This is a genomic window from Streptomyces sp. NPDC046900 (assembly GCF_040644975.1).
Lineage (GTDB): Bacteria > Actinomycetota > Actinomycetes > Streptomycetales > Streptomycetaceae > Streptomyces.
This window is the reverse complement of record NZ_JBEYXD010000061.1, coordinates 35064-53549: the sequence shown is the minus strand read 5'-3', so window position 1 is coordinate 53549 and position 18486 is coordinate 35064. Positions and strand designations below refer to the sequence as shown.

The following is an 18486-nucleotide window of genomic DNA, read 5'->3' as shown; positions in this document are numbered from 1 at the left end:
CGTTTCGTACCTTCAGCAGTCGAAACGTATCCCGGGTACGGCGTGTTCTCTGCATCAGCCCTGGTCAGCGACCCACGGAAGCGACAGGAGAGCCACTTTTCCGAAGCGACAGCCGTTTTCCTGGAGCGTTTCCCCCGGCCGGCCACCGTCCCTCGGCCGACGCGGCTCACTGTGTGACGGCCGCCACAGTGCGGGCCCCGCCGATTTTGCCCCTCGAAAAGGTGCCGAGCTCCGCCACACCCGTATCCCTGGGCGTAGGAACAACCAGGAGGTGCCATGCGCATATCACGGAACGCGGCGGGAACCCTCTTCGTGGCCGGCGCTCTGACGCTGACTCTGACGGCTCTTGTCTATCCCTCGATGCTGGGCGTGCAGACCGTGTCGAGCGCTCCGACGCGCGTGATCGCCAACACCTCGTCCGGACCGCTGACCGAGGCGGACCGCGACTTCGTCGTCAAGGTGCGGGCGGCCGGTCTGTGGGAGTTCCCCTCCGGTGAGCTGGCCGTGAAGAAGGGCACGACCCCGGCCGTACGCACCGCGGGACAGCACCTCATCAACGGGCACGCCAATCTCGACGCGACGTGCCGGAAGGTGGCCGCGCAGCTGGGCATCGCGCTGCCGAACCAGCCGAGCCCGCAGCAGCAGGGGTTCGTGGCGACGCTGACCGCGGACCAGGGCAAGCAGTTCGACCACGACCTCGCGAACATCCTCCGCGTGACCCACGGCCAGATCTTCCCGGTCATCGCCAACATCCGCGCCACCACGCAGAACACCCTGGTCCGCCAGCTGGCCGACCAGGCCAACGACACGGTGCTCGACCACATCACGGTGATGGAGCAGACGGGTCTGGTGAACTTCGACTCGGTGCTGTTCCAGGAGACGACCCCGCCGAAGCTCCCCAAGAGCAGCATGACTCCGCCGGCCCCCGCGCCCGGCGAGCCGACCGTGATCCTCTCCCCGCCGCCGGGCTTCACCCCGCCGCCCTCGACGACTCCCTCACCGGTACCGACCACGGGCTGATCCCGCGGAGCAGGACGGCTTCACGAGCCACCCTGCTCCGGCCATCGGCGGGAATTCGTCGTCCGTACGGGTGGCTTGCGTCATGACTTCGCTGCTCGGGAACTCCGCCGCCGCTTCGGCCGGTTCAACTGGCATCGGACCGGCGTACGGTGCCGGCGGTCGCCGACCGTGGGGACGGGCGGCGAGTGCGATCAGTGAAGGAGCGACACCGGCATGGTGTTCAAACGGCTGCTCGGGGCCATGGGCGTAGGCGGCCCCTCGGTGGACTCGGTCCTCGACACCGTCGTGGCATTGCCCGGCGGCACCCTCTCCGGCCAGGTGCACCTGCGCGGCGGCGACTCACCCGTGGAGATCGAGCACATCGGGCTCGAACTGGTCGCGCGGGTGGAGGCCGAGCACGGGGAGGGGGAGAGCCACGGGACGGCGACCTTCGCCCGGTTCACGGTCGGCGGCGGCTTCAGGCTGGACGTGGAGGAGCAGCTCAGCGTGCCGTTCGCGGTGACGTTGCCGTGGGAGACACCGATCACCGAGCTGTACGGGCAGCAGCTGGGCGTCCTGCTCGGCGTGCGCACCGAGCTCGCGGTGGCCGGCGCGAAGGACAAGGGCGACCTGGACCCGCTGTCGGTCAGGCCGCTGCCGGTGCAGGAGGCCGTCCTCGAAGCTCTCGGCCAACTCGGTTTCGGCTTCCGCTCGGCCGACCTCGAGTACGGCCGCATCGGCGGTACGGGACAGCAGTTGCCCTTCTACCAGGAGATCGAGCTGACCCCGGCCCCGCAGTACGCGCACGCGGTCAACGAAATCGAGCTGACGTTCCTCGCCACCCCCGACGGCGTCGACGTCGTCCTGGAGGCCGACAAGCGCGGCGGCCTCTTCTCGTCGGGCCATGACGCACTCGCCCGCTTCACGGCCGCCCACCACGAGGTCCCGACCCGCGACTGGAACGCCACCGTCGAGGGCTGGGTCGGACAGCTGGTCGAGCACCGGGCCGCGTACGGAACGCAGTGGACCCACGCGGAACACGGCCACTACGCGGGACATGACCCGTACGCCGGTCACGGCCACCACGGTCCGCACCATGACGACCACCACGACGGCCATCGCTCCGGCCCCGGCCTCGGCACGGCGGTCGCCGCGGGTGCGGCGGGACTGGCCATGGGCGTCGTCGGCGGGCTGGTCGCGGCGGAGGTGGTGGACGAGATCGGCGACTTCTTCGAAGGCGACGAGGACTAGGGCTGAGTCATCCGCTCGACGGCCTCCTTCGCCTCCTTCAGGTCGGCATCCGTGATCTCGCGGTACGCCTTGATCGCCGCGATCTTCTTGCCGTCGTTCAGCAGGGCGGCGACCCGGGCCAGATCCGGGTCGCCGTGGCGGAGCCCCAAGTGGTCAAGGATCAGGTCGAGTTTCCGCTCGACCCGGGCGATTCGGCGGTCGCTGCGCCTGAGCTTCGCTTCGACACCGGTGTACCCGACCAGGAGCAGGGCGTAGACGACGAGAAGACCCCATATGTTCATGGGCGGCGACCCTAGGGGCGCGTCCCGTCCGGACCCGGTCCGGCGCGCCCGGCCGTGCGCGTGCGGTTGATCACTCCTTCGGCCCGCCGCGGCTCACTCCTTGAGGAAGGCGTCGATCAGGGCGAACGTGGTCTCCGGCCGCTCGATCTGGGGCAGATGGCCCGCCTCCGGGATGATCTCGAGGCGGCCATTGCCGAACGCGGCGGCGTACGCGGCACCGTAGGCGGGCGTGACGATGCGGTCGCTCTCGCCCCACAGCAGAAGGGCGGGAAGACGAAGGCGCCCGAGGCGGCGCGAGAGCTTCGGGTCGTGCATGTACGGGTCGCCCGCGAAGGTGCGCAGGGCCGCCATGTCCCCCTGACGCAGGGCGCGTTGCGTCTCGGGCACGTCGGCCGGGTCGACGTAGAAGCGGTCGGGGTCGTGGTAGGCGTGCTGGGCGACACCGCGGGCGTCGAGGGCGAAGAAGTCCGTGATCGGCTCCCCCTCGACCGCGACTCCGACGGCGTCGATCAGGACGAGCCCGGTGATGATTCCGGCCTGGTCGCGCACGGCCATCTCCGCGCCGATCCAGCCGCCGAGCGAGGAGCCGACGACCAGCACATCCCGCAGCTGCCTGTCCTGGAGGAAGTGCAGATAGGCCAGGGCCAGATCGTCGACGCCGGTGAACCAGTCGGGGCGCGGGGTGCCGTTCCAGCCGGGATGGGTGGGGACGAGGGTGTGGGCGTTCCGCGCCACCTGGGCGGCGAGTCCGGCGACCGTGGCGGGGCCTCCGCCGCCGTGCAGGATCAGTACGGGGCGTCCCGTACCGGACTCGGTGAGGGTGAGGACGGGCTCGGGCTGGGCGAGTGCCGGTGATGTCGTCATGGCCATCACGCTAACTAAACATCTTTATATAAGCAAGCTTAGTCAGATGCTAGCCTGCACTCATGGCCGCTGAACTGCAGATCCTCGGAAGAGCCGTGAAACAGGTCCAGTACCGACAGCACCGGGCGCTGGACAGCCGGCTCTCGGCCGTCGGGACGACACTCGCCCAGTGGGACGCACTGCGGGCGATCAGCCGCTCGCCGGGGGCGACCGCGAGATCGCTGGCCACCGCGACATTCCAGAGCGAGCAGGCCTTCGGCACACTCGCCGGCCGGCTGGTGAGCCAGGGCCTGGTCGAGCGGCGGCCGGGTCACGGCCGGCGTATCGAGCACCACCTGACACCGGCCGGAGAGAAGACGCTGCGGGCGGGTCACCGGGTGGCCGACGAGGTCCTCGCGGAGTGCTTCGCCCCGCTGTCCGAATCCGAGCGGACGGCCCTGCTCGCCCTGCTCCGACGCCTGACCGAGGAACCGGAGGACGATTAAGGCCGGTCACGGAGGTGCTCGTTCACTCCGGGCGTCCCGCGTCGGCGGGGACACCCCGGCTCCTGCCCTCCCCGGCCACCGCATCCGCCGTGGCCGGGAACCGGGCGTGCCGAGACGGCGGACGCGCCTAGCGCCGGCCGGTACCGGCCCCCGTGCCGGCCGGCGGGGACGAGGGTCCCGTCGCCGTCGTTCCCGCAAAGTGGCGGTCGGCCGCCTTGGACGTCCCTGCCGGTGAGGGCGAGACCTCGCCGCTCTCGATGTCGACCACGTCGCCCACGCTCAACCGCTTGTAGAGCCACTTCGCGTCACTGAGGCCCAGGCCGATCCAGCCGCTCGTCGTGTCGTAGCGACCGGGCGCCTTGGCGTCGTACGCCAGACCGCCGAAGTAGGTGGTCGTGCCGTCGTCCGCGCTGAGTTCGACCACCCAGGGCACCTTGATGCCGTAGGCGCCCGTGAGGCCGACCTCCTTGCCGGACAGCGTCCTGATGTCCGAAAGGGCGGTGACCGTCATCCGTCCGGTCGGCGTGGGAGTGCGCCGTGCGCCCGCGGAGACCGGCACGGCGCGGGAGCCGACGATGAGCATCCGCCGGCTGAGGTCCACCGTCGCGACGGCCGCCGCCCGGGTGCTCGGCACGCTCGCCGGGGTCGCGGCCGGGGAGGTGCGGTCCTCCGTGCCCGGGCCGGTGAGCCCCAGCAGCAGCACGACACCCAGAGCCGCGGCGGCAGAGGCGCCGGTGACCGCGGTGACCGTACGGCGGCGGCGTCGGCGCGCGCCCGCCCGGCGGCGGATCTCGGGGCCGGGGACGGACGGCGGGGCCTGCCCGGAAGCGGCCAGTTCGCGCAGCCCCGCGGCGAGGTCATCGGACACGGTCGTCCTCCCTCTCCTCGTCGCCGACGGCCAGTTCTCGCGCCAGGGCCGCCCGGCCCCGGGACAGCCGTGCCTTGACCGTCCCCACCGGAGCGCCGGTCTCGGAGGCTACCTGCTCCACACTCAGGTCGCACAGATGGTGCAGAACCAGGGCCATCCGCTGCGGCTCGGGCAGTTTGCGCAACGCGGCCACCAGCGCGGCCCGTTCCGGGTCCGGACCCGGTGTGTGCTCGGGCGGCGGAGTACGGCGCACCAGTTCCACCCAGCGTCGCGCCCGCCGCCAGCGGCTGACCGCGAGCCGCATCGCCACGGTCCGCACCCAGGCCTCGGGCGCCCCGTCGGCGAGGAACTCCCGACGCCGGTCCCAGGCGCGTACGAACGCCTCCTGCACCACGTCCTGCGCCTCACCGTGGTCCCCGGTGAACGCGTAGAGCTGCCCGGTCAGCCTGGGGAACGCGGTGGCGTAGAACGCGTCGAACTCTTCCTCCGTCATGCCCCCGCCACGTGCTCCCTCATCGCCCCGCCACAACGTCCCGCGCCTTTCCCGGAGTCGGCTCGCAACCGGGTCGTCTCCCCCGTGCGTACACGTCCCGTACGCCGCACATCGAAACACACCACAGGGGGGACACGATGAGCAGCAGAACCAGGAGCGGGCGCCGCGGGCTTTCCCGGACGGCCGCTGCCGTGTGCGCGCTGGCGGCGCTCGCGGGCTGCGCGCAGACGGCCGCACCGCACGCGGGCGCCCAGGTGCACGCGGCGACGGGGCAGCCTGGCACGACGGCGGACCCGACGCCCAAGCCCACGCCGAAGCCGCTGAAGCGACTGCACGGCGCGCACATCAACATCGCCGACGGGCAGACCGTCGGCGTCGGCATGCCGATATCCGTCACCTTCAGCCGTCCCGTACCACGGGACCAACGCGCCGAGACAGAGCGGCAGTTGAAGGTCGTCGCACAGGTGGAGGGCTCCTGGAGCTGGGTCAGGGACCGGAATCTGCTCGACGGTCAGCGCGTCGACTTCAGACCGCGCACCTACTGGCGGCCCGGGACGCGGGTGACCGTGCACGCGGGCTCCGGCATCACCCGGCACTTCAGCGTCGGCCGCTCCCTCGTGGCCACGGTGAACGTGCGCACGCACACCATGAAGGTCGTCACGGACGGCTCCACCCGGACCGTGCCGATCACCGCGGGCGCGCCCGGCATGGACACCTGGAACGGCACGATGGTCGTGTCCGACAAGGCCCGCAGGGTCTTCATGAACTCGCGCACGGTCGGCTACGGCGACGCCTACGCGGGCTACTACTTCTACGCCGTGCACCTCACCGCCTCGGGCACGTATCTGCACCAGAACCCGAAGGCGGACACATACGCGGGCCACCAGAACGTCACCCACGGCTGCGTGGGACTCGCCACGGACGGCACGGCGAAGCGGTTCTACGACGAGGTCGTCCCCGGTGACGTGGTGACGGTCGTCGGCTCCCGGGAGACGGTCGCGCCGGGCAACGGCTACGGCGACTGGAACGTCGGCTGGGCCGACTGGCGAGCGGGCAGCGCCCTCGCGTCCGCGTCCGGCTGAACAGCGGCGCGGTTGCCGGTCCTCGAACGGTCCCCCACCGCTGGCCCGCGGTGTCCCCTGCCCCGAGGCTGGCCCCATGGACGCCGCGCCCCGCGACGGTCTTCCCCCCTTCGAGGACCGGACCGACTTCGAGAACGCCGACCGAGGGTTCGTCGCCGCCCTCGTGCCCGCCGTGGTGACGGCCGGGGACGGACGGGTGGTGTGGGACGGGGACGCGTACGCCTTTCTCGCCGGGGACTGCCCCGACAGCGCGCATCCCGGTCTGTGGCGGCAGTCGCAACTGTGCGCACGGCAGGGGCTGTACGAGGTGACCGAGGGCGTCTACCAGGTGCGCGGGCTCGATCTGGCGAACATGACTCTCCTGGAGGGCGACCGGGGGGTGGTCGTCGTCGACCCGCTCATCTCCGCGGAGTGTGCCGCGGCCGCCCTCGCCCTGTACCGGCGGCACCGCGGGGAACGGCCCGTCACCGGACTGGTCTACACCCACTCCCACGTCGACCACTTCGGCGGTGCCCGCGGTGTGCTGCCGCGCGAGGCGGAGGCGGGCGTGCCGGTCATCGCACCGGTCGGGTTCCTGGAGCACGCGGTCAGCGAGAACGTGTTCGCCGGGCCCGCGGTCGCCCGCCGCGCCGGGTTCATGCACGGCACCCGGCTGCCGAAGGCGCCGGACGCACAGATCGGCACCGGCCTCGGCACGACCATGTCCACCGGCACGGTCAGCCTCGTCCCGCCGACCGTCGACGTCACGCACAGCGGGCAGACGGAGATCGTGGACGGGGTACGGATCCTGTTCCAGCTGACACCGGGCACCGAGGCACCGGCCGAGATGAACTTCCTGGTCACCCATCGGCGCGCGCTGTGCATGGCCGAGAACGCCACCCACACCCTGCACAACATCCTGACCCTGCGCGGGGCCCTGGTCCGCGACGCCCGCGTCTGGTCCCGCTACCTCGACGAGGCCATCGACTTCTTCAGCGACGCCTACGACGTGGCGTTCGCCTCGCACCACTGGCCGACCTGGGGGCACGAGAACGTCGTGCGGTTACTGGCGGAGCAGCGGGACCTGTACGCCTATCTGCACGACCAGACCCTGCGCCTGCTGAACAGCGGTCTGACGGGAGCGGAGATCGCCGAGGAGCTGCGGCTGCCGCCCGCGCTGGAGGGCGCCTGGCACGCACGCGGTTACTTCGGGTCCCTCAGCCACAACGCCAAGGCGGTCTACCAGCGCTACCTGGGCTGGTACGACGGCAACCCCGCCCATCTGTGGGAACACCCGCCGGTCCAGCTCGCCGAGCGGTACGTGGAGGTCGCGGGCGGCCGCGACCCGATGCTCGCGGCGGCGCGCCGGTACGCCGACGCCGGGGACCTGCGCTTCGCCGCGACCCTCCTCAACCACCTGGTCTTCGCCGACCCGGACGACGAGGAGGCCAGGCGTACGCTCGCGGTCGTGTACGAGGGGCTCGGACACGGCGCCGAGAACGGGACCTGGCGGAACATCTACCTGACCGGGGCCCGGGAGCTGGTCGGCGACGCGGGCGGCCCCGCCGTCGCCACGGACACGGCCGGCATCACGTCCGCGCTCGGCGTCGGCATGCTGCTCGACTCCCTCGCGGTCCGCATCGACGGGCCACGTGCGGCGCGCGAGCCGCGGCTGATCATCGATCTGATCATCATCGACGAGGAGCGCCGGTACCGGATCAACCTGGAGCACGGCGCGCTCACCCACCGCAGTCTGCCGCTGCACCGCACACCGAAGCCGCATGCGGGCCTGACGCTCACGCTCACCCGTCCCGAACTGCTCGGCCTGCTCGCGGGCCGGGGGCTCGCGGGCATCGAGACGGACGGCGACCGGGGGCTGCTGAAGCGGCTGTTCTCGTATGTGACGCAGCCGGACCGGCGGTTCCCGGTCGTCACGCCCTGACGGGTTCCGCGGGATCCGAGGGCTCCCCGGCCGGCCGGTTCACAGGTCAGAGGGGCGGCTGGGCGGGTGCCGGGCCCAGGGTCGTGGTGCCCGGGGCGGTGCGGTGGCCGAGGCCCGTGCGGTAGGCGTCCAGAGCCGCCTCCACCCGGCCGGTGCGGCGCAGCAGATCGCCGAGCAGCCGGCACAGGTCCGCGAGGTCGCCCGCCGCGCCCGCCCGCTCCAGCAGGCTGAGCGCACGCACGTAGTGCTCCTCCGCGGCCTCCGTGTCACGGGCGTCCTCCGCGATGATGCCGAGGAGGCGGTGCGCGGCGGCCGAGTGCACCGCGCCGCGCTCCGGGCCGATGTCGCCGAGGACACCGTGCAGCAGTTCCGCGGCCTCGGCGGACTTCCCGCGCCGGTGCAGCACGTCCGCGAGTTCCACCGCGACCTGGCTGCTGTAGAGGGCGGCCCGCTTCTCCGAGAGCATGGCGAGGGCTTCGCGCAACTCGCCCTCAGCCCGCCCAAGTTCGCCGTTCTGGGCGTAGAGGTAGCCGCGCATCCAGTGGCAGTTGGCCAGCTCGGTGCGGATCTGCAGCTGGCGGTAGAGCTCGGCGGCCTTGGCGAGGGAGGCGTCCGCCTCGGCGACACGGCCCTCGGCGAGGAGCGTGCGGGCCACGGACCGGTGCATACGGGCCACCAGGGCGGGGTCCTGGACCTGGGGCGCGAGGGCCAGGGCGAACTCGGCCGCCTGCGCCGCCCGCACGTGCGCGCCCATGTCCATGTACGGGCCTATGGCACTCGCGTAGAGCAGCAGCAGGGCGTCGGGGTCGTGCAGTCCGGAGCGGTTGAGCTCGTCGAGCGTGGACTCCAGCAGGTAGCAGGCGTAACGGAGTTCGCCGGCCAGGTAGTGGGAGACGGCACGGCCGCGCAGCGCCGGGGCCCGGCTGGGCAGCGGGGCGTCGGCCAGACGCTTCTCGGACCGTTCGAAGTAGCGCCGTGCCGTCGCCAGATCGCCGACGTCCAGGGCGCACTCGCCGAGCCCGAGCAGCGCGGCGGCCTCCTCGGCGCCGAGCTCGTTCGCCTCGGCCTCGGCGAGCAGCGCGCCGTACTGTTCGGCCGCGGCCTCGGCCTCACCGGTGGCCAGGGTGCGCTGGGCGTCGGTCAGCCTGAGCCGCAGAGCGGTGCCGAGGTGGGCGGGCCGCCCGGTGGCCAGCTCGTCGAAGGCGACACCGAGCCGCTCGGAGAGATGGCGCAGAGCGTCGTCGGAGGGCCGGACGCGTCCGGCCTCCAGGGTGGAGATGTAGGCAGGCGTGTACGCGGGCTCGGCCAACTGCTTCTGGGTCATGCCCCGCTGGCGCCGCAACTGCTGCACCCTGCGCCCGATGGTCTCCGGATCATCTCGCTCCGCCATGGATTAATCATGCCAGTAAGCACAGTAATGAAGCTGCCTCTTGACCCTTCGTCAATCTTTGTCTTGAGGGCCTGAAGTTTCCCTGACGGCCTTCCCGTCAGGCCGCTTCACCCCCTACGTTAGAAGCGCATTAAGCGTGCTTAATCCATCGCTGTAATTGCGAGGTCGGTTGCAGTGCTCGTACGCCCTTCCGTACGCCACGGACGCATATCGCCGCGTTACGCCAGAGGCTTCGCCGCCGCGGTCGTCGCTGTGGCCGCCCTGGTCACGGCGGCCAACGCGGGACCGGCCAGGGCAGCGACACCCCTGCCCGCCGAGCACGTCGCGCACACCCCGCGCTGAGCCGGGCGGCGCCGTACCGGTGGGCGGTCCCTGCGCCTACTCTGGGCCCGTGACCTCCTCCGCCGCACGTACCGCGCTGGACCTCACCGCCGACCTCCCGGTCGCCGGCCTGGAGGACTGCTACCGGGATCTGCACCGCCATCCGGAACTCTCCCTCCGTGAGCACCGGACCGCCGGGAAGCTCGCCGAGCAGCTGCGCAAGGCCGGGTACGAGACCGCCGAAGGCGTCGGCGGCACCGGGGTCGTCGGGGTGCTGCGCAACGGCGACGGTCCCACCGTCCTGCTGCGCGCCGACATGGACGCCCTTCCGGTCGCCGAGGAGACGGGTCTGCCGTACGCCTCCGAGGTGCCGGGCGTCATGCACGCCTGCGGACACGATCTGCATGTCGCCTGGCTGGCGGGCGCCGCCGGGGCGCTGGCCGCCGGGCGCGACGCCTGGTCGGGCACCCTGCTGATGGTGGGCCAGCCCGCCGAGGAGACCGGGCAGGGCGCGCAGGCCATGGTCACGGACGGGCTCTACGAGCGCTTCCCGCGCCCCGACGTCCTGCTCGGCCAGCACGCGGCACCGGGTCCGGCCGGGCTCTACGCGCACTCCCCCGGCCTCATCCTGTCCGCGTCGACGGACGTGGACATCGTCGTGCACGGCCAGGGCGGCCACGGCTCGCGCCCCGAGTCGACCGTGGACCCCGTGGTCACGGCCGCCTATCTGGTCACCCGGCTGCAGACCGTCGTCAGCCGGGAGGTCGCCCCGCGCGACTCCGCGGTGCTGACCGTGGGCAGGATCGAGGCGGGCACCCGGCACAACGTCATCCCCTCCGAAGCCCGCATCGCCCTCAACCTGCGCACGCAGTCGATGGCCGTCCGCGACCGCATGATCGCCGCGATCCGGCGCATCGCGGCCGGTGAGTGCCTGGCCGCCGGCTGCCCGCGCGAGCCCGAGGTGATCGTCGGCGCCGACTTCCCGGCCACCGTGAACGACGCCGGCACCGACCGCCGCGTCGCCGCCGTGCACGGCGAGGTGTTCGGCACGGGTGCGGTCTTCGACCCCGGTCCGGCCATGGGCAGCGAGGACTTCCCGCACCTGGCGCCGGACGGCGTCCCGTACGCGTACTGGTTCGTGACGAGCACCCCGGCCGACGTCTGGGAGGCGGCTCCGGGCGCCGACCTGATGGAGAAGTTCACGGCGGTCCCGAGCAACCACAGCCCCCGCTTCGCGCCCGACACGTCCACGCTCGTCCCCGGCGTACGGACGCTCGTGTCGGGTGCCCTGGCGCACCTGTCCGTGGCATGACCTGGCCGGCGACCACTCACTCCACGCGGCACACGGGCTGACGCCCCGCCCGGCCCCGCACCCTCACGGCTGGCTCTGAAGCTGACGCTGAAGGTGGCGAAGGTGTTCGCGGACGTGGTCGAGGGCGCCCGCGCGCCGTCCCGGCACCCGTTCGCGCAACGCGGCCAGGGCCGGTCCCAGCTCGCGGGCCCGGCCCGCGTCCCGCATGCGGCCCCACTGGTGGTGGGCGCGGTCCACGGCGGCCTCTACCGCCGGATCCCCGGGGCTCCGGCCGGCCGACAGCCGGGCGGCGGCGACCGCCAGCCAGGTCTCGCAGCTACGGCCGGCGTCGCCCGCGAGCATCGCGAGGTCGGCGCGGACCTCCATCCAGTGCAGCGCCTCCTCCGAACCCGGTCCGTGTTCCCGCAGGGCGGCCTGCTCCCACTGCGCGGCGAGGGTGTCCGCCTGCGCGTGCCGGCCGCCCTGGACGGCGGCGGTGAGCGCGGCGTGCGGGTCCGGGGGCGCCGGGGCGACGGCCGGGGGCGGTACGGGAGTGAAGGGTGGAGGCGTGAGCCACATCCGGTGGTGCGTGGGCTGCCCGGGCGTCAGGACGACGTCCCCCGCTGCACCCGCTTCCGTGTGCGCCCGGGTCAGCGCCTGCTCGTGCAGGGCCGCCGGATCGGGGCGGTGGCCGCTGCGCAGCAGGGTCGCCAGGGCCTTCATGTACGCCGGGGACGCCGGCGCCCGGCGTCCCGGCGGCGGGGCCACGCGGCCGTAGAGCGAGACGGCGGGGCCGCAGTCGAGGGGCCCTGTGGGCAGGTGCCGCCACATCTCCGGATCCGCGTGCAGGTCCGCGAAGACCGTCGTCGTCCCCGGCGGGCGCAGCCGCAGTTCCTCGGGGATCCAGTGCCAGGGGAAACCGGTGTAGCGGACCGTGGCCGGGGTGGTGCGCGCCAGCGCGAAGTGGGGCAGGCGCTGGCGGCGGTCGAGCTGGAGCTGCCCGGTGAGGAACACCGTCAGCGGACCGGGGGCGGCCGCCGCGGCCCGCAGCCGGGTGAGGACGGCCTGCGGCTCGACGGGGTCGGCGAGTTCGACTACGTTCGCCGTGTCCGTGCCCGACAGCACCGGTGGGGCGACGGCCGCGAGCACCGGAAGCACGGAGGCCGCGTCCACCAGACACCCTTTGCCCGCCGGTGACGCCGCGATCAGCAGCGCGGTTCCGGGCATGGTTCCCTCCCCCGATCGATCAGCCACGTCAGCACCGTAACCGCTGCGCCTGCAAAGGTGCGACGGAGGAGATCCAACACCCCGGTGCTCGGGCTCAGTCGGCGCCGACCGGGCGTCGCCGCACCGCGAAGATCGTCGTGTCGTCGTCCAGGTGCCCGCCGCTGTGGCGCAGCGTGCCGTCCCTGACGAAGTTCACCAGCCGCCCGGGGTCGGCGACACGCGGATCCTCGGCGACTGCGCGGGCCACCTGGTCCCGCAGCGGGAAGAACTCCCCTTCGGCGTCACGCGCCTCGCTCACCCCGTCGGTGACCAGCAGCAATGTCTCGTCGTCCGCGAGCGGCACGCGCTGCGCCACCGGCGGTCCCGCGCCCAGTGCGGCGAGGCCGAGCGGCAGCTGCTCACCCGGCGGCAGCGACCGTACGCCGCCGGGGGCGACGACCAGCGGCGGTTCGTGCCCGAAGTTGACGATGTCCACGTAGTGGGAGTTGCTCGGCGGGAAGCCGACCAGCAGGGCCGTGGCGAAACGCTCGGTGTCGTCGTGCCGCCCGATCACGATGCGATAGCGCACATGCCGCTGCATCCGGGTCTCCAGCCGCTCGGCGACCGTGGTGAGCAGGGGATCGTGGTACGACGCCTCGCGGAACGTGCCGAGCAGGGCGGACGCCGCCTCGACCGCGCCCAGTCCCTTGCCCTGGACGTCGCCGAGCAGGACCCGGGTGCCCTGCGGGCCGGGCTGGATGTCGTAGAAGTCGCCGCCGACCCGGGCGACGCTGTCCGCGGCGAGGTAGATCGCGGCGTGGTCGAGACCGCCCCAGCGGGCCGGCAGCGGGCGCAGCACCGCCCGTCGGGTGGTGTCGGCGACGTCCTGCATGTGCAGCATGAGCCGTTCCCCGCGCAGCCGGACCACGCAGGCCAGCACGGCGAGCGCGCTGCCCATGACGACCAGGATGAAATCGGGCAGCCCGGTCCGGTACTGGTGGGGCCAGGCGTGGTCCTCGAGCTCGTAGGCGATGACGGCCAGCACGGCGATGACGGCCGTGCCCCGCAGCCCGCAGATCGCTGCCGCGATACCGGGGACCAGGACGACCCAGGAGATGGTGCGGAAATCGCCGCTCGTCGCCCAGTCGATCCCGGCGATGGCGATGAGCAGCACGAGCGGCGGCACCCAGGCGACACTGCGCCCGCGCACGCGCAGCAGCGACTGCCTGGGGGTCCGGGCACCGGAGACGCCGGGGTGAAGGAGCTGGTCGCGCTCGGGCCCGGCGGGCCGGCCGCGCTCGGGTCGCGCGAGTCCACCGCCCAGGGGTCCGGCGGGCTCGGCCCGGACGGCGGGGCCGGATCCCTTCACCTCCGGGCCGGCGGACCCGTCTCTGACGGTAGGGGGAGCCGCACTCCTGGCGGGACCGGTACGACCGGCCGGCGCGGATCTGTCCCGGACGGGGCCCGCCGGCGGGGACTCCTCGGCGACCGAGGGGCCCGTGGGCGAGGCGCCGAGGGCGGTGTGCCCGTGGTCGGGGCCGGTACGGGGGATACCGGGCCGTGAGATGCCGCGCCACCATCGGCGGACGGCTCCGCCGTCCTCCTCCCGGCCCTGCCGGGTCCGGTCCTGGGGTGATGGCCTGGTGGGCACCGGCGCCGCCGCCCGTCTCCCGGTCAGTGCCCGGCCGGCATGCGGACGCGCACGTGCATGCCCTGGTCCCGTTCGTCGGGGGACGCCACGGTGTGGCCCTCGGCCCTGATCCGGCCTGAGCCGTCGGCCGGGGCGACCTCGGCGGCCGGGGAGTTGCGCGTCCGGCCGAGGGCGGCGACCGTGCGGTGGTGCTCCGGCGCCCCCCGGTGGGCGCGCGCCTTGGGGAATCCGGCCTGGTCGCACAGCTCCTGCCTGCGCGCCGTCGGGCGACCCGCGCCCGTCCGGACCTCACACGCGCCGTGCCGGAGCGAGCGGTTGACGGCGCGGAAGTGCGCACTCGGGGCCAAGGCATCGGCCACTGTGGCGGTCACCGTGGGCAAGGGCGCCCGTCCGGACCGGCTGACGGCTGTGACCCGGCTGTCCACCAGCCCTGTCGCCCCGAACAGCACGATCCTCATGAGCCCCAGCGAAACACGGCCCCGTGGGCCGCGCATCCCGACTTGCCAGCCGTCCTGGCCAGGTGTGCGCTGGAATGCGGGGCGACGAGAGAGGAGCGTTCCCATGGCTGTTGGACCCATACCGGCGACAGGGCGCATACCCGCCACCAGGCCCGAGGGGCCGGTGACGGCCCCTCGTCCGCCCGATGTCCTCGACAGGCGTGCGCACGGGATCGCGCGGATCCTGGGGCCCGTCGCCGTCGGACTCGTCTACGGCTACTGGGCCGCTGCGATCAGACGCGGCGGGGGCCCGATCACCGGATGGAACGTGCTGTTCGGCTTCGTGTCCGTGATCGTGTTCGCGGCGCTGTGCATCGGCGTTCTGACGGTGGCGCCCCATCTGCGGCGCGAGGCACGGGCGCTGCTGTGGGCGGTGTTCTCGGGCGTCGCGTTCGGTTTCCTGTACAGCCAGACCGATCACACCGTGCTGCGCAGCATCGGGATCTCGCTGGCGGTCGCCGTGGCGGCGTTCGTGTTCGACTACTACCGGTACTACACGCACGAGGAACAGGTGAGAGAGCCCTGGCCGGCCGTCTGACCGCCGGCCGGCGCCCGTTCCGGCGCACGAGGCCCCGGCCGTCGGCACACGCCGACACCGGGGCCTCGTGCGTCTCCCTCACTCACCCGTCACCCGGGATGTGCTCCCGGGAGCCGGTCGAGGAGCCCGAGTCGTCTCTCCCCACCACCAGATAACACCCCTTCGGGTGAACCCTCCACCGGAGGGCGCGATCACAAGATCGCGGACCCGACCCACTCGGAGCGCCCTGCATTCACCCATCGGATTGTCATATCCACCCATTTGCAGGCAAGCCGCTCGCCGATCGCCGAAGGACACGCTTCTCTGGTGACGTGTCCCGACATGCCCGGAGCGTGCTCTCCGCCGTCCTGGTCGGCCTCGCGTGCCTGCTCGTGCCGCTGGGCGTACTTGCCACGTGGGCGAAGTACGGCATCGAGGACGGCGCCCGCTACGCCGCCACCACCGCGCCGCTCGCCTCGGACTCCCAGGTGCAGGACGCCATCGCCGCCGCCGTCACCGAAGGCATCATGCGCGAGGTCCACGTCGGCCCGCCCCTTCAGGGTTCGGTCCACTCCTTCGTCCATGACGCGGTCCGCTCGTTCACCTCCACCGAGGCCTTCCGCACCGCCTGGGACACCGCGAACCTCACCGCCCACGACGCCGTGATGCGCGCCCTGCGCGACGACGGCGACATGCCGGTCACCATCGACCTCGCACCCGCCACCGAGCGCATGAAGCAGCAACTCGCCGACCAGCACGTGCCGTTCGCGGGCCGCATCCCGGTCGCACACACGGAGATCACCCTGCTGCAGTCGAAGGACCTGACGAACCTCCGGAAGGGGTTCCACGTGCTCGAGATCACCGGTTTCTGGCTGCCCGTCGCGGCGGTCGTCTCCGCGGTGGCCGGCATCCTGGTCTCGGTGTGCCGCCGCCGCGCCGTGCTGGCGACCGGGCTCGGCACGGCACTGGGTGCGGCACTGCTCGCCATCGCGATCGCGGTAGGCCGCCGGATGACGCTGAGGGATCTTCCCGCGGATGTCTCCCACCCGGCGGCGGGCGCGGTCTACGACGCGCTCACCGAGACTCTGCGCATGGCCGCCTGGGTGCTGATGGCGCTCGGTCTCACGGTCGCGCTGGCCGCCTGGCTCACAGGCCTGTACGCGCGACGCCGGCGAGCGTCCGAAGCGCCCCCGCAAGCAGCGACGGAGGAACCGACGCAAGTCCGAGCCTGACGCAGTCCGCGGCCTCGCCCTCCGCCCCGCTCCGGCCGACCGCGAAGGCGGGTCCCGGTGTCACCGATATCCCGCGCTGCGCCGCGGCGGCCGTGAAGACATCGGCGCGCCACGGCCGCGGCAGTTCCCACCAGGCGAAGTACGCACGCGGATCGGCCCGTACGGCGAAGCCGTCGAGGTGCTCGGCGACCAGCCGCTGACGCGCCCGGGCGTCTTCGCGCTTGGCGGCCACCAACCGCGCCACGGTTCCGTTCCCGATCCACCGCACCGCCGCCTCCAGCGCGAACCGCCCGGCCGTCCACCCGCCCGAGCGCAGCGCCGCGGCCGCCTTCTCGCCGTGGCCTTCGGGCACCACCAGGAACCCGGCGGTGAGGCCGGGCGCGACGCGCTTGGACAGCCCGTCGACGACGTACGTGCGTTCGGGCGCGTATGCCGCGAGCGGCTCGCCGCCCTCGTCCCCGCACAGGAAGGACCAGATGCGGTCCTCGACGACCGGAAGGCCCGCCTCGCGCAGGACGCCGGCGAGCAGTCCCCTCCGCTCCCGTCCCGCCGTGACCGACGTCGGATTGTGCAGGGTCGGCTGCACGTACACCGCGGACAGGGGTAGCGAGCGGTGCGCGGCCGCGAGCGCGTCCGGGCGCAAGCCCTCCTCGTCGGTGGCGATCGGCACCAGAACGATGCCGAGGCGCGCCGCGATCTCCTTGACCAGCGGATACGTCAGCCGTTCCACGCCGACCCGGCCACCGGGCGGTACCAGGGCGGCGAGGGCGCCCGCGACGGCCTGCCGTGCGTTGCCGGCGAACAGCAGCCGGTCCGGGTCCGGACGCCAGCTCGCGGTGGCGAGGAGGCCCGCGGCGGCCTCGCGCACCTCGGGTGTTCCGGCGGCGGCCGCCGTGCGGGTGGCCTCGGCGAGGACGTCCGGCCGCAGCAGCGGTGCGAGCCCGGCCGACAGCAGCTCCGACTGGCCGGGCGCGGAAGGGTAGTTGAGTTCCAGGTTGACGGGTGCCGTGGTCGCCGGTTCGGCGAGCGCGCGGCCCGTCGGCACCGGCGAGGCCCGTACGAAGGTGCCCCGGCCGACCTCGCCGACCACGAGGCCGCGCCGTACGAGTTCGCCGTACACCCGCCCCGCCGTCGACGGGGCCAACCCGTGCCGGCGGGCGAACGCCCGTTGCGGAGGCAGACGTTGACCGGGTCGCAGCCGTCCCGCGGCGATGTCCGCGGCGATCCCGTCGGCTATGCGCCGGTAGTCCTGCACGATTCCGCTCCCCCTTCGATTGCACCGAGAGCAAAGACCTTATTGCACCGAGCAGTTGGCGGCCCCTAGGGTCGGAGCCATGGCACCCTTCCTCGCATACGAGGACAAAGGCGCCGGTACCGACCGGATGCCGCTCGTCCTCGTCCACGGCCACCCCTTCGACCGCACGATGTGGGCACCGCAGCTTGCGGAGTTCCCCCGTACGCGCCGCGTCATCGTGCCGGATCTGCGGGGCTACGGCGCCTCCCCGGTCGTCCCCGGTGTGACCCCGTTGCCGGTGTTCGCCGACGACCTCGCGGACCTCCTCGACGCACTGGGCGTCGACCGCTTCGTGCTCGCCGGACTGTCCATGGGCGGCCAGATCGCCATGGAGTGCTGGTCGCGGTTCCCGGAGCGGATCGCCGGTCTCGTGCTCGCGGACACCTCCCCGGCGGCGGAGACCGAGGAGGGCAGGCGGGCCCGGTCCGACATGGCCGACCGGCTGCTGAGCGAGGGCATGCGCGGGTACGCCGACGAGGTGCTGTACCGGATGGTCGCGCCGTCCGCGGACCGGGAGGTGGCGGCGCACGTCCACCGCATGATGACGTCGACGCCCCCCGAGGGCGCGGCCGCGGCCCTGCGCGGCAGGGCGCTGCGCCCCGACTACCGCCCCCTGCTCCCCACAGTCACGGTCCCGGCCCTGGTGGTGGTCGGCGAGGAGGACACCTATACGCCCGTCCCGGACGCACGCGCCCTGCACGCGGCCCTCCCCGACGCGACGCTCCGGGTGGTCGCCGGCGCCGCGCACCTGCCCAACCTGGAACGGCCGGCCGAGTTCAACCAGGCCCTGGAGGAGTTCCTGAAGCGCGTGGACACCTGACGCACCAGGGCGCCGGCCGTCAC

19 protein-coding genes are annotated in these 18486 nt (G+C 72.9%); 10 read left to right on the top strand and 9 right to left on the bottom strand.

Features of this window, described 5'->3' with window-relative positions:
* Positions 1-276 precede the first annotated feature (276 nt).
* Entirely contained in the window at positions 277-1020 is a 744-nt protein-coding gene (locus tag ABZ904_RS36885) for a DUF4142 domain-containing protein (RefSeq protein WP_360991253.1), read from the top strand.
* 213 nt (positions 1021-1233) lie between these two features.
* Entirely contained in the window at positions 1234-2250 is a 1017-nt protein-coding gene (locus tag ABZ904_RS36880) for a sporulation protein (protein WP_360991250.1), read from the top strand.
* Here the strand turns inward: ABZ904_RS36880 and ABZ904_RS36875 are convergent.
* Complete coding sequence (locus tag ABZ904_RS36875) at positions 2247-2531, bottom strand: ribosomal protein L7/L12 (RefSeq protein WP_359402860.1); 285 nt, start codon at positions 2529-2531, stop codon at positions 2247-2249. The genes ABZ904_RS36880 and ABZ904_RS36875 overlap by 4 nt on opposite strands.
* 93 nt (positions 2532-2624) lie before the next feature.
* Entirely contained in the window at positions 2625-3395 is a 771-nt protein-coding gene (locus ABZ904_RS36870) for an alpha/beta hydrolase (protein ID WP_359402863.1), read from the bottom strand.
* A gap of 62 nt (positions 3396-3457) precedes the next feature.
* Here ABZ904_RS36870 and ABZ904_RS36865 point away from each other — a divergent pair, with 62 nt between their 5' ends.
* A complete protein-coding gene (locus tag ABZ904_RS36865; RefSeq protein ID WP_360991245.1) occupies positions 3458-3880 on the top strand; it encodes a MarR family transcriptional regulator in 423 nt (140 codons plus the stop codon).
* A gap of 127 nt (positions 3881-4007) precedes the next feature.
* Here the strand turns inward: ABZ904_RS36865 and ABZ904_RS36860 are convergent, their stop codons facing one another.
* Together ABZ904_RS36860 and ABZ904_RS36855 are read right to left on the bottom strand one after the other, a co-directional pair.
* Positions 4008-4748 carry a L,D-transpeptidase gene (locus ABZ904_RS36860; protein WP_359402869.1) on the bottom strand — a complete coding sequence of 247 codons (741 nt, stop codon included), beginning with the start codon at positions 4746-4748 and terminating at the stop codon, positions 4008-4010.
* Positions 4738-5241 (bottom strand): SigE family RNA polymerase sigma factor, encoded by a 504-nt coding sequence (locus ABZ904_RS36855; RefSeq protein WP_360991241.1) that lies wholly within the window; start codon positions 5239-5241, stop codon positions 4738-4740. Before ABZ904_RS36855 ends, ABZ904_RS36860 begins: the two co-directional genes overlap by 11 nt.
* Positions 5242-5378: 137 nt before the next feature.
* On the opposite strand from ABZ904_RS36855, the gene ABZ904_RS36850 reads away from it, so the two are divergent.
* Positions 5379-6323 (top strand): L,D-transpeptidase, encoded by a 945-nt coding sequence (locus tag ABZ904_RS36850; RefSeq protein WP_360991238.1) that lies wholly within the window; start codon positions 5379-5381, stop codon positions 6321-6323.
* A 76-nt stretch (positions 6324-6399) separates the two neighbouring features.
* The gene (locus ABZ904_RS36845) at positions 6400-8244 is read left to right on the top strand and encodes an alkyl sulfatase dimerization domain-containing protein (protein ID WP_360991235.1); all 1845 of its coding nucleotides are present in this window, start codon (positions 6400-6402) and stop codon (positions 8242-8244) included.
* A gap of 46 nt (positions 8245-8290) precedes the next feature.
* Here ABZ904_RS36845 and ABZ904_RS36840 read toward each other — a convergent pair whose 3' ends face one another.
* Positions 8291-9634, bottom strand: coding sequence for a helix-turn-helix domain-containing protein (locus ABZ904_RS36840; RefSeq protein WP_359402881.1), 1344 nt, complete (start codon positions 9632-9634; stop codon positions 8291-8293).
* Between the two features lie 174 nt (positions 9635-9808).
* Between ABZ904_RS36840 and ABZ904_RS36835 the strand changes: the two genes are divergently transcribed.
* Together ABZ904_RS36835 and ABZ904_RS36830 are read left to right on the top strand one after the other, a co-directional pair.
* Positions 9809-9976, top strand: coding sequence for a hypothetical protein (locus ABZ904_RS36835; RefSeq protein ID WP_359402884.1), 168 nt, complete (start codon positions 9809-9811; stop codon positions 9974-9976).
* A gap of 49 nt (positions 9977-10025) precedes the next feature.
* Positions 10026-11267 carry an amidohydrolase gene (locus ABZ904_RS36830; protein WP_360991230.1) on the top strand — a complete coding sequence of 414 codons (1242 nt, stop codon included), beginning with the start codon at positions 10026-10028 and terminating at the stop codon, positions 11265-11267.
* 63 nt (positions 11268-11330) lie between these two features.
* Here ABZ904_RS36830 and ABZ904_RS36825 read toward each other — a convergent pair whose 3' ends face one another.
* From ABZ904_RS36825 to ABZ904_RS36815, 3 genes are all read right to left on the bottom strand, one after another.
* A complete protein-coding gene (locus ABZ904_RS36825; RefSeq protein WP_360991227.1) occupies positions 11331-12473 on the bottom strand; it encodes a hypothetical protein in 1143 nt (380 codons plus the stop codon).
* Between the two features lie 94 nt (positions 12474-12567).
* Entirely contained in the window at positions 12568-13671 is a 1104-nt protein-coding gene (locus tag ABZ904_RS36820; RefSeq protein ID WP_359402968.1) for a PP2C family protein-serine/threonine phosphatase, read from the bottom strand.
* A gap of 455 nt (positions 13672-14126) precedes the next feature.
* Positions 14127-14561 (bottom strand): hypothetical protein, encoded by a 435-nt coding sequence (locus tag ABZ904_RS36815; RefSeq protein WP_361828476.1) that lies wholly within the window; start codon positions 14559-14561, stop codon positions 14127-14129.
* 103 nt (positions 14562-14664) lie between these two features.
* Between ABZ904_RS36815 and ABZ904_RS36810 the strand changes: the two genes are divergently transcribed.
* Together ABZ904_RS36810 and ABZ904_RS36805 are read left to right on the top strand one after the other, a co-directional pair.
* The gene (locus tag ABZ904_RS36810; RefSeq protein WP_359402896.1) at positions 14665-15138 is read left to right on the top strand and encodes a hypothetical protein; all 474 of its coding nucleotides are present in this window, start codon (positions 14665-14667) and stop codon (positions 15136-15138) included.
* Between the two features lie 311 nt (positions 15139-15449).
* Positions 15450-16349 (top strand): hypothetical protein, encoded by a 900-nt coding sequence (locus tag ABZ904_RS36805; protein WP_359402899.1) that lies wholly within the window; start codon positions 15450-15452, stop codon positions 16347-16349.
* Here ABZ904_RS36805 and ABZ904_RS36800 read toward each other — a convergent pair.
* Positions 16264-17604, bottom strand: coding sequence for a PLP-dependent aminotransferase family protein (locus tag ABZ904_RS36800; RefSeq protein ID WP_361828472.1), 1341 nt, complete (start codon positions 17602-17604; stop codon positions 16264-16266). The two genes, ABZ904_RS36805 and ABZ904_RS36800, sit on opposite strands and share 86 nt — an antisense overlap.
* 79 nt (positions 17605-17683) lie before the next feature.
* Here ABZ904_RS36800 and ABZ904_RS36795 point away from each other — a divergent pair, with 79 nt between their 5' ends.
* Positions 17684-18463 carry an alpha/beta hydrolase gene (locus tag ABZ904_RS36795; RefSeq protein ID WP_359402905.1) on the top strand — a complete coding sequence of 260 codons (780 nt, stop codon included), beginning with the start codon at positions 17684-17686 and terminating at the stop codon, positions 18461-18463.
* The last annotated feature ends 23 nt before the right edge of the window (positions 18464-18486 follow it).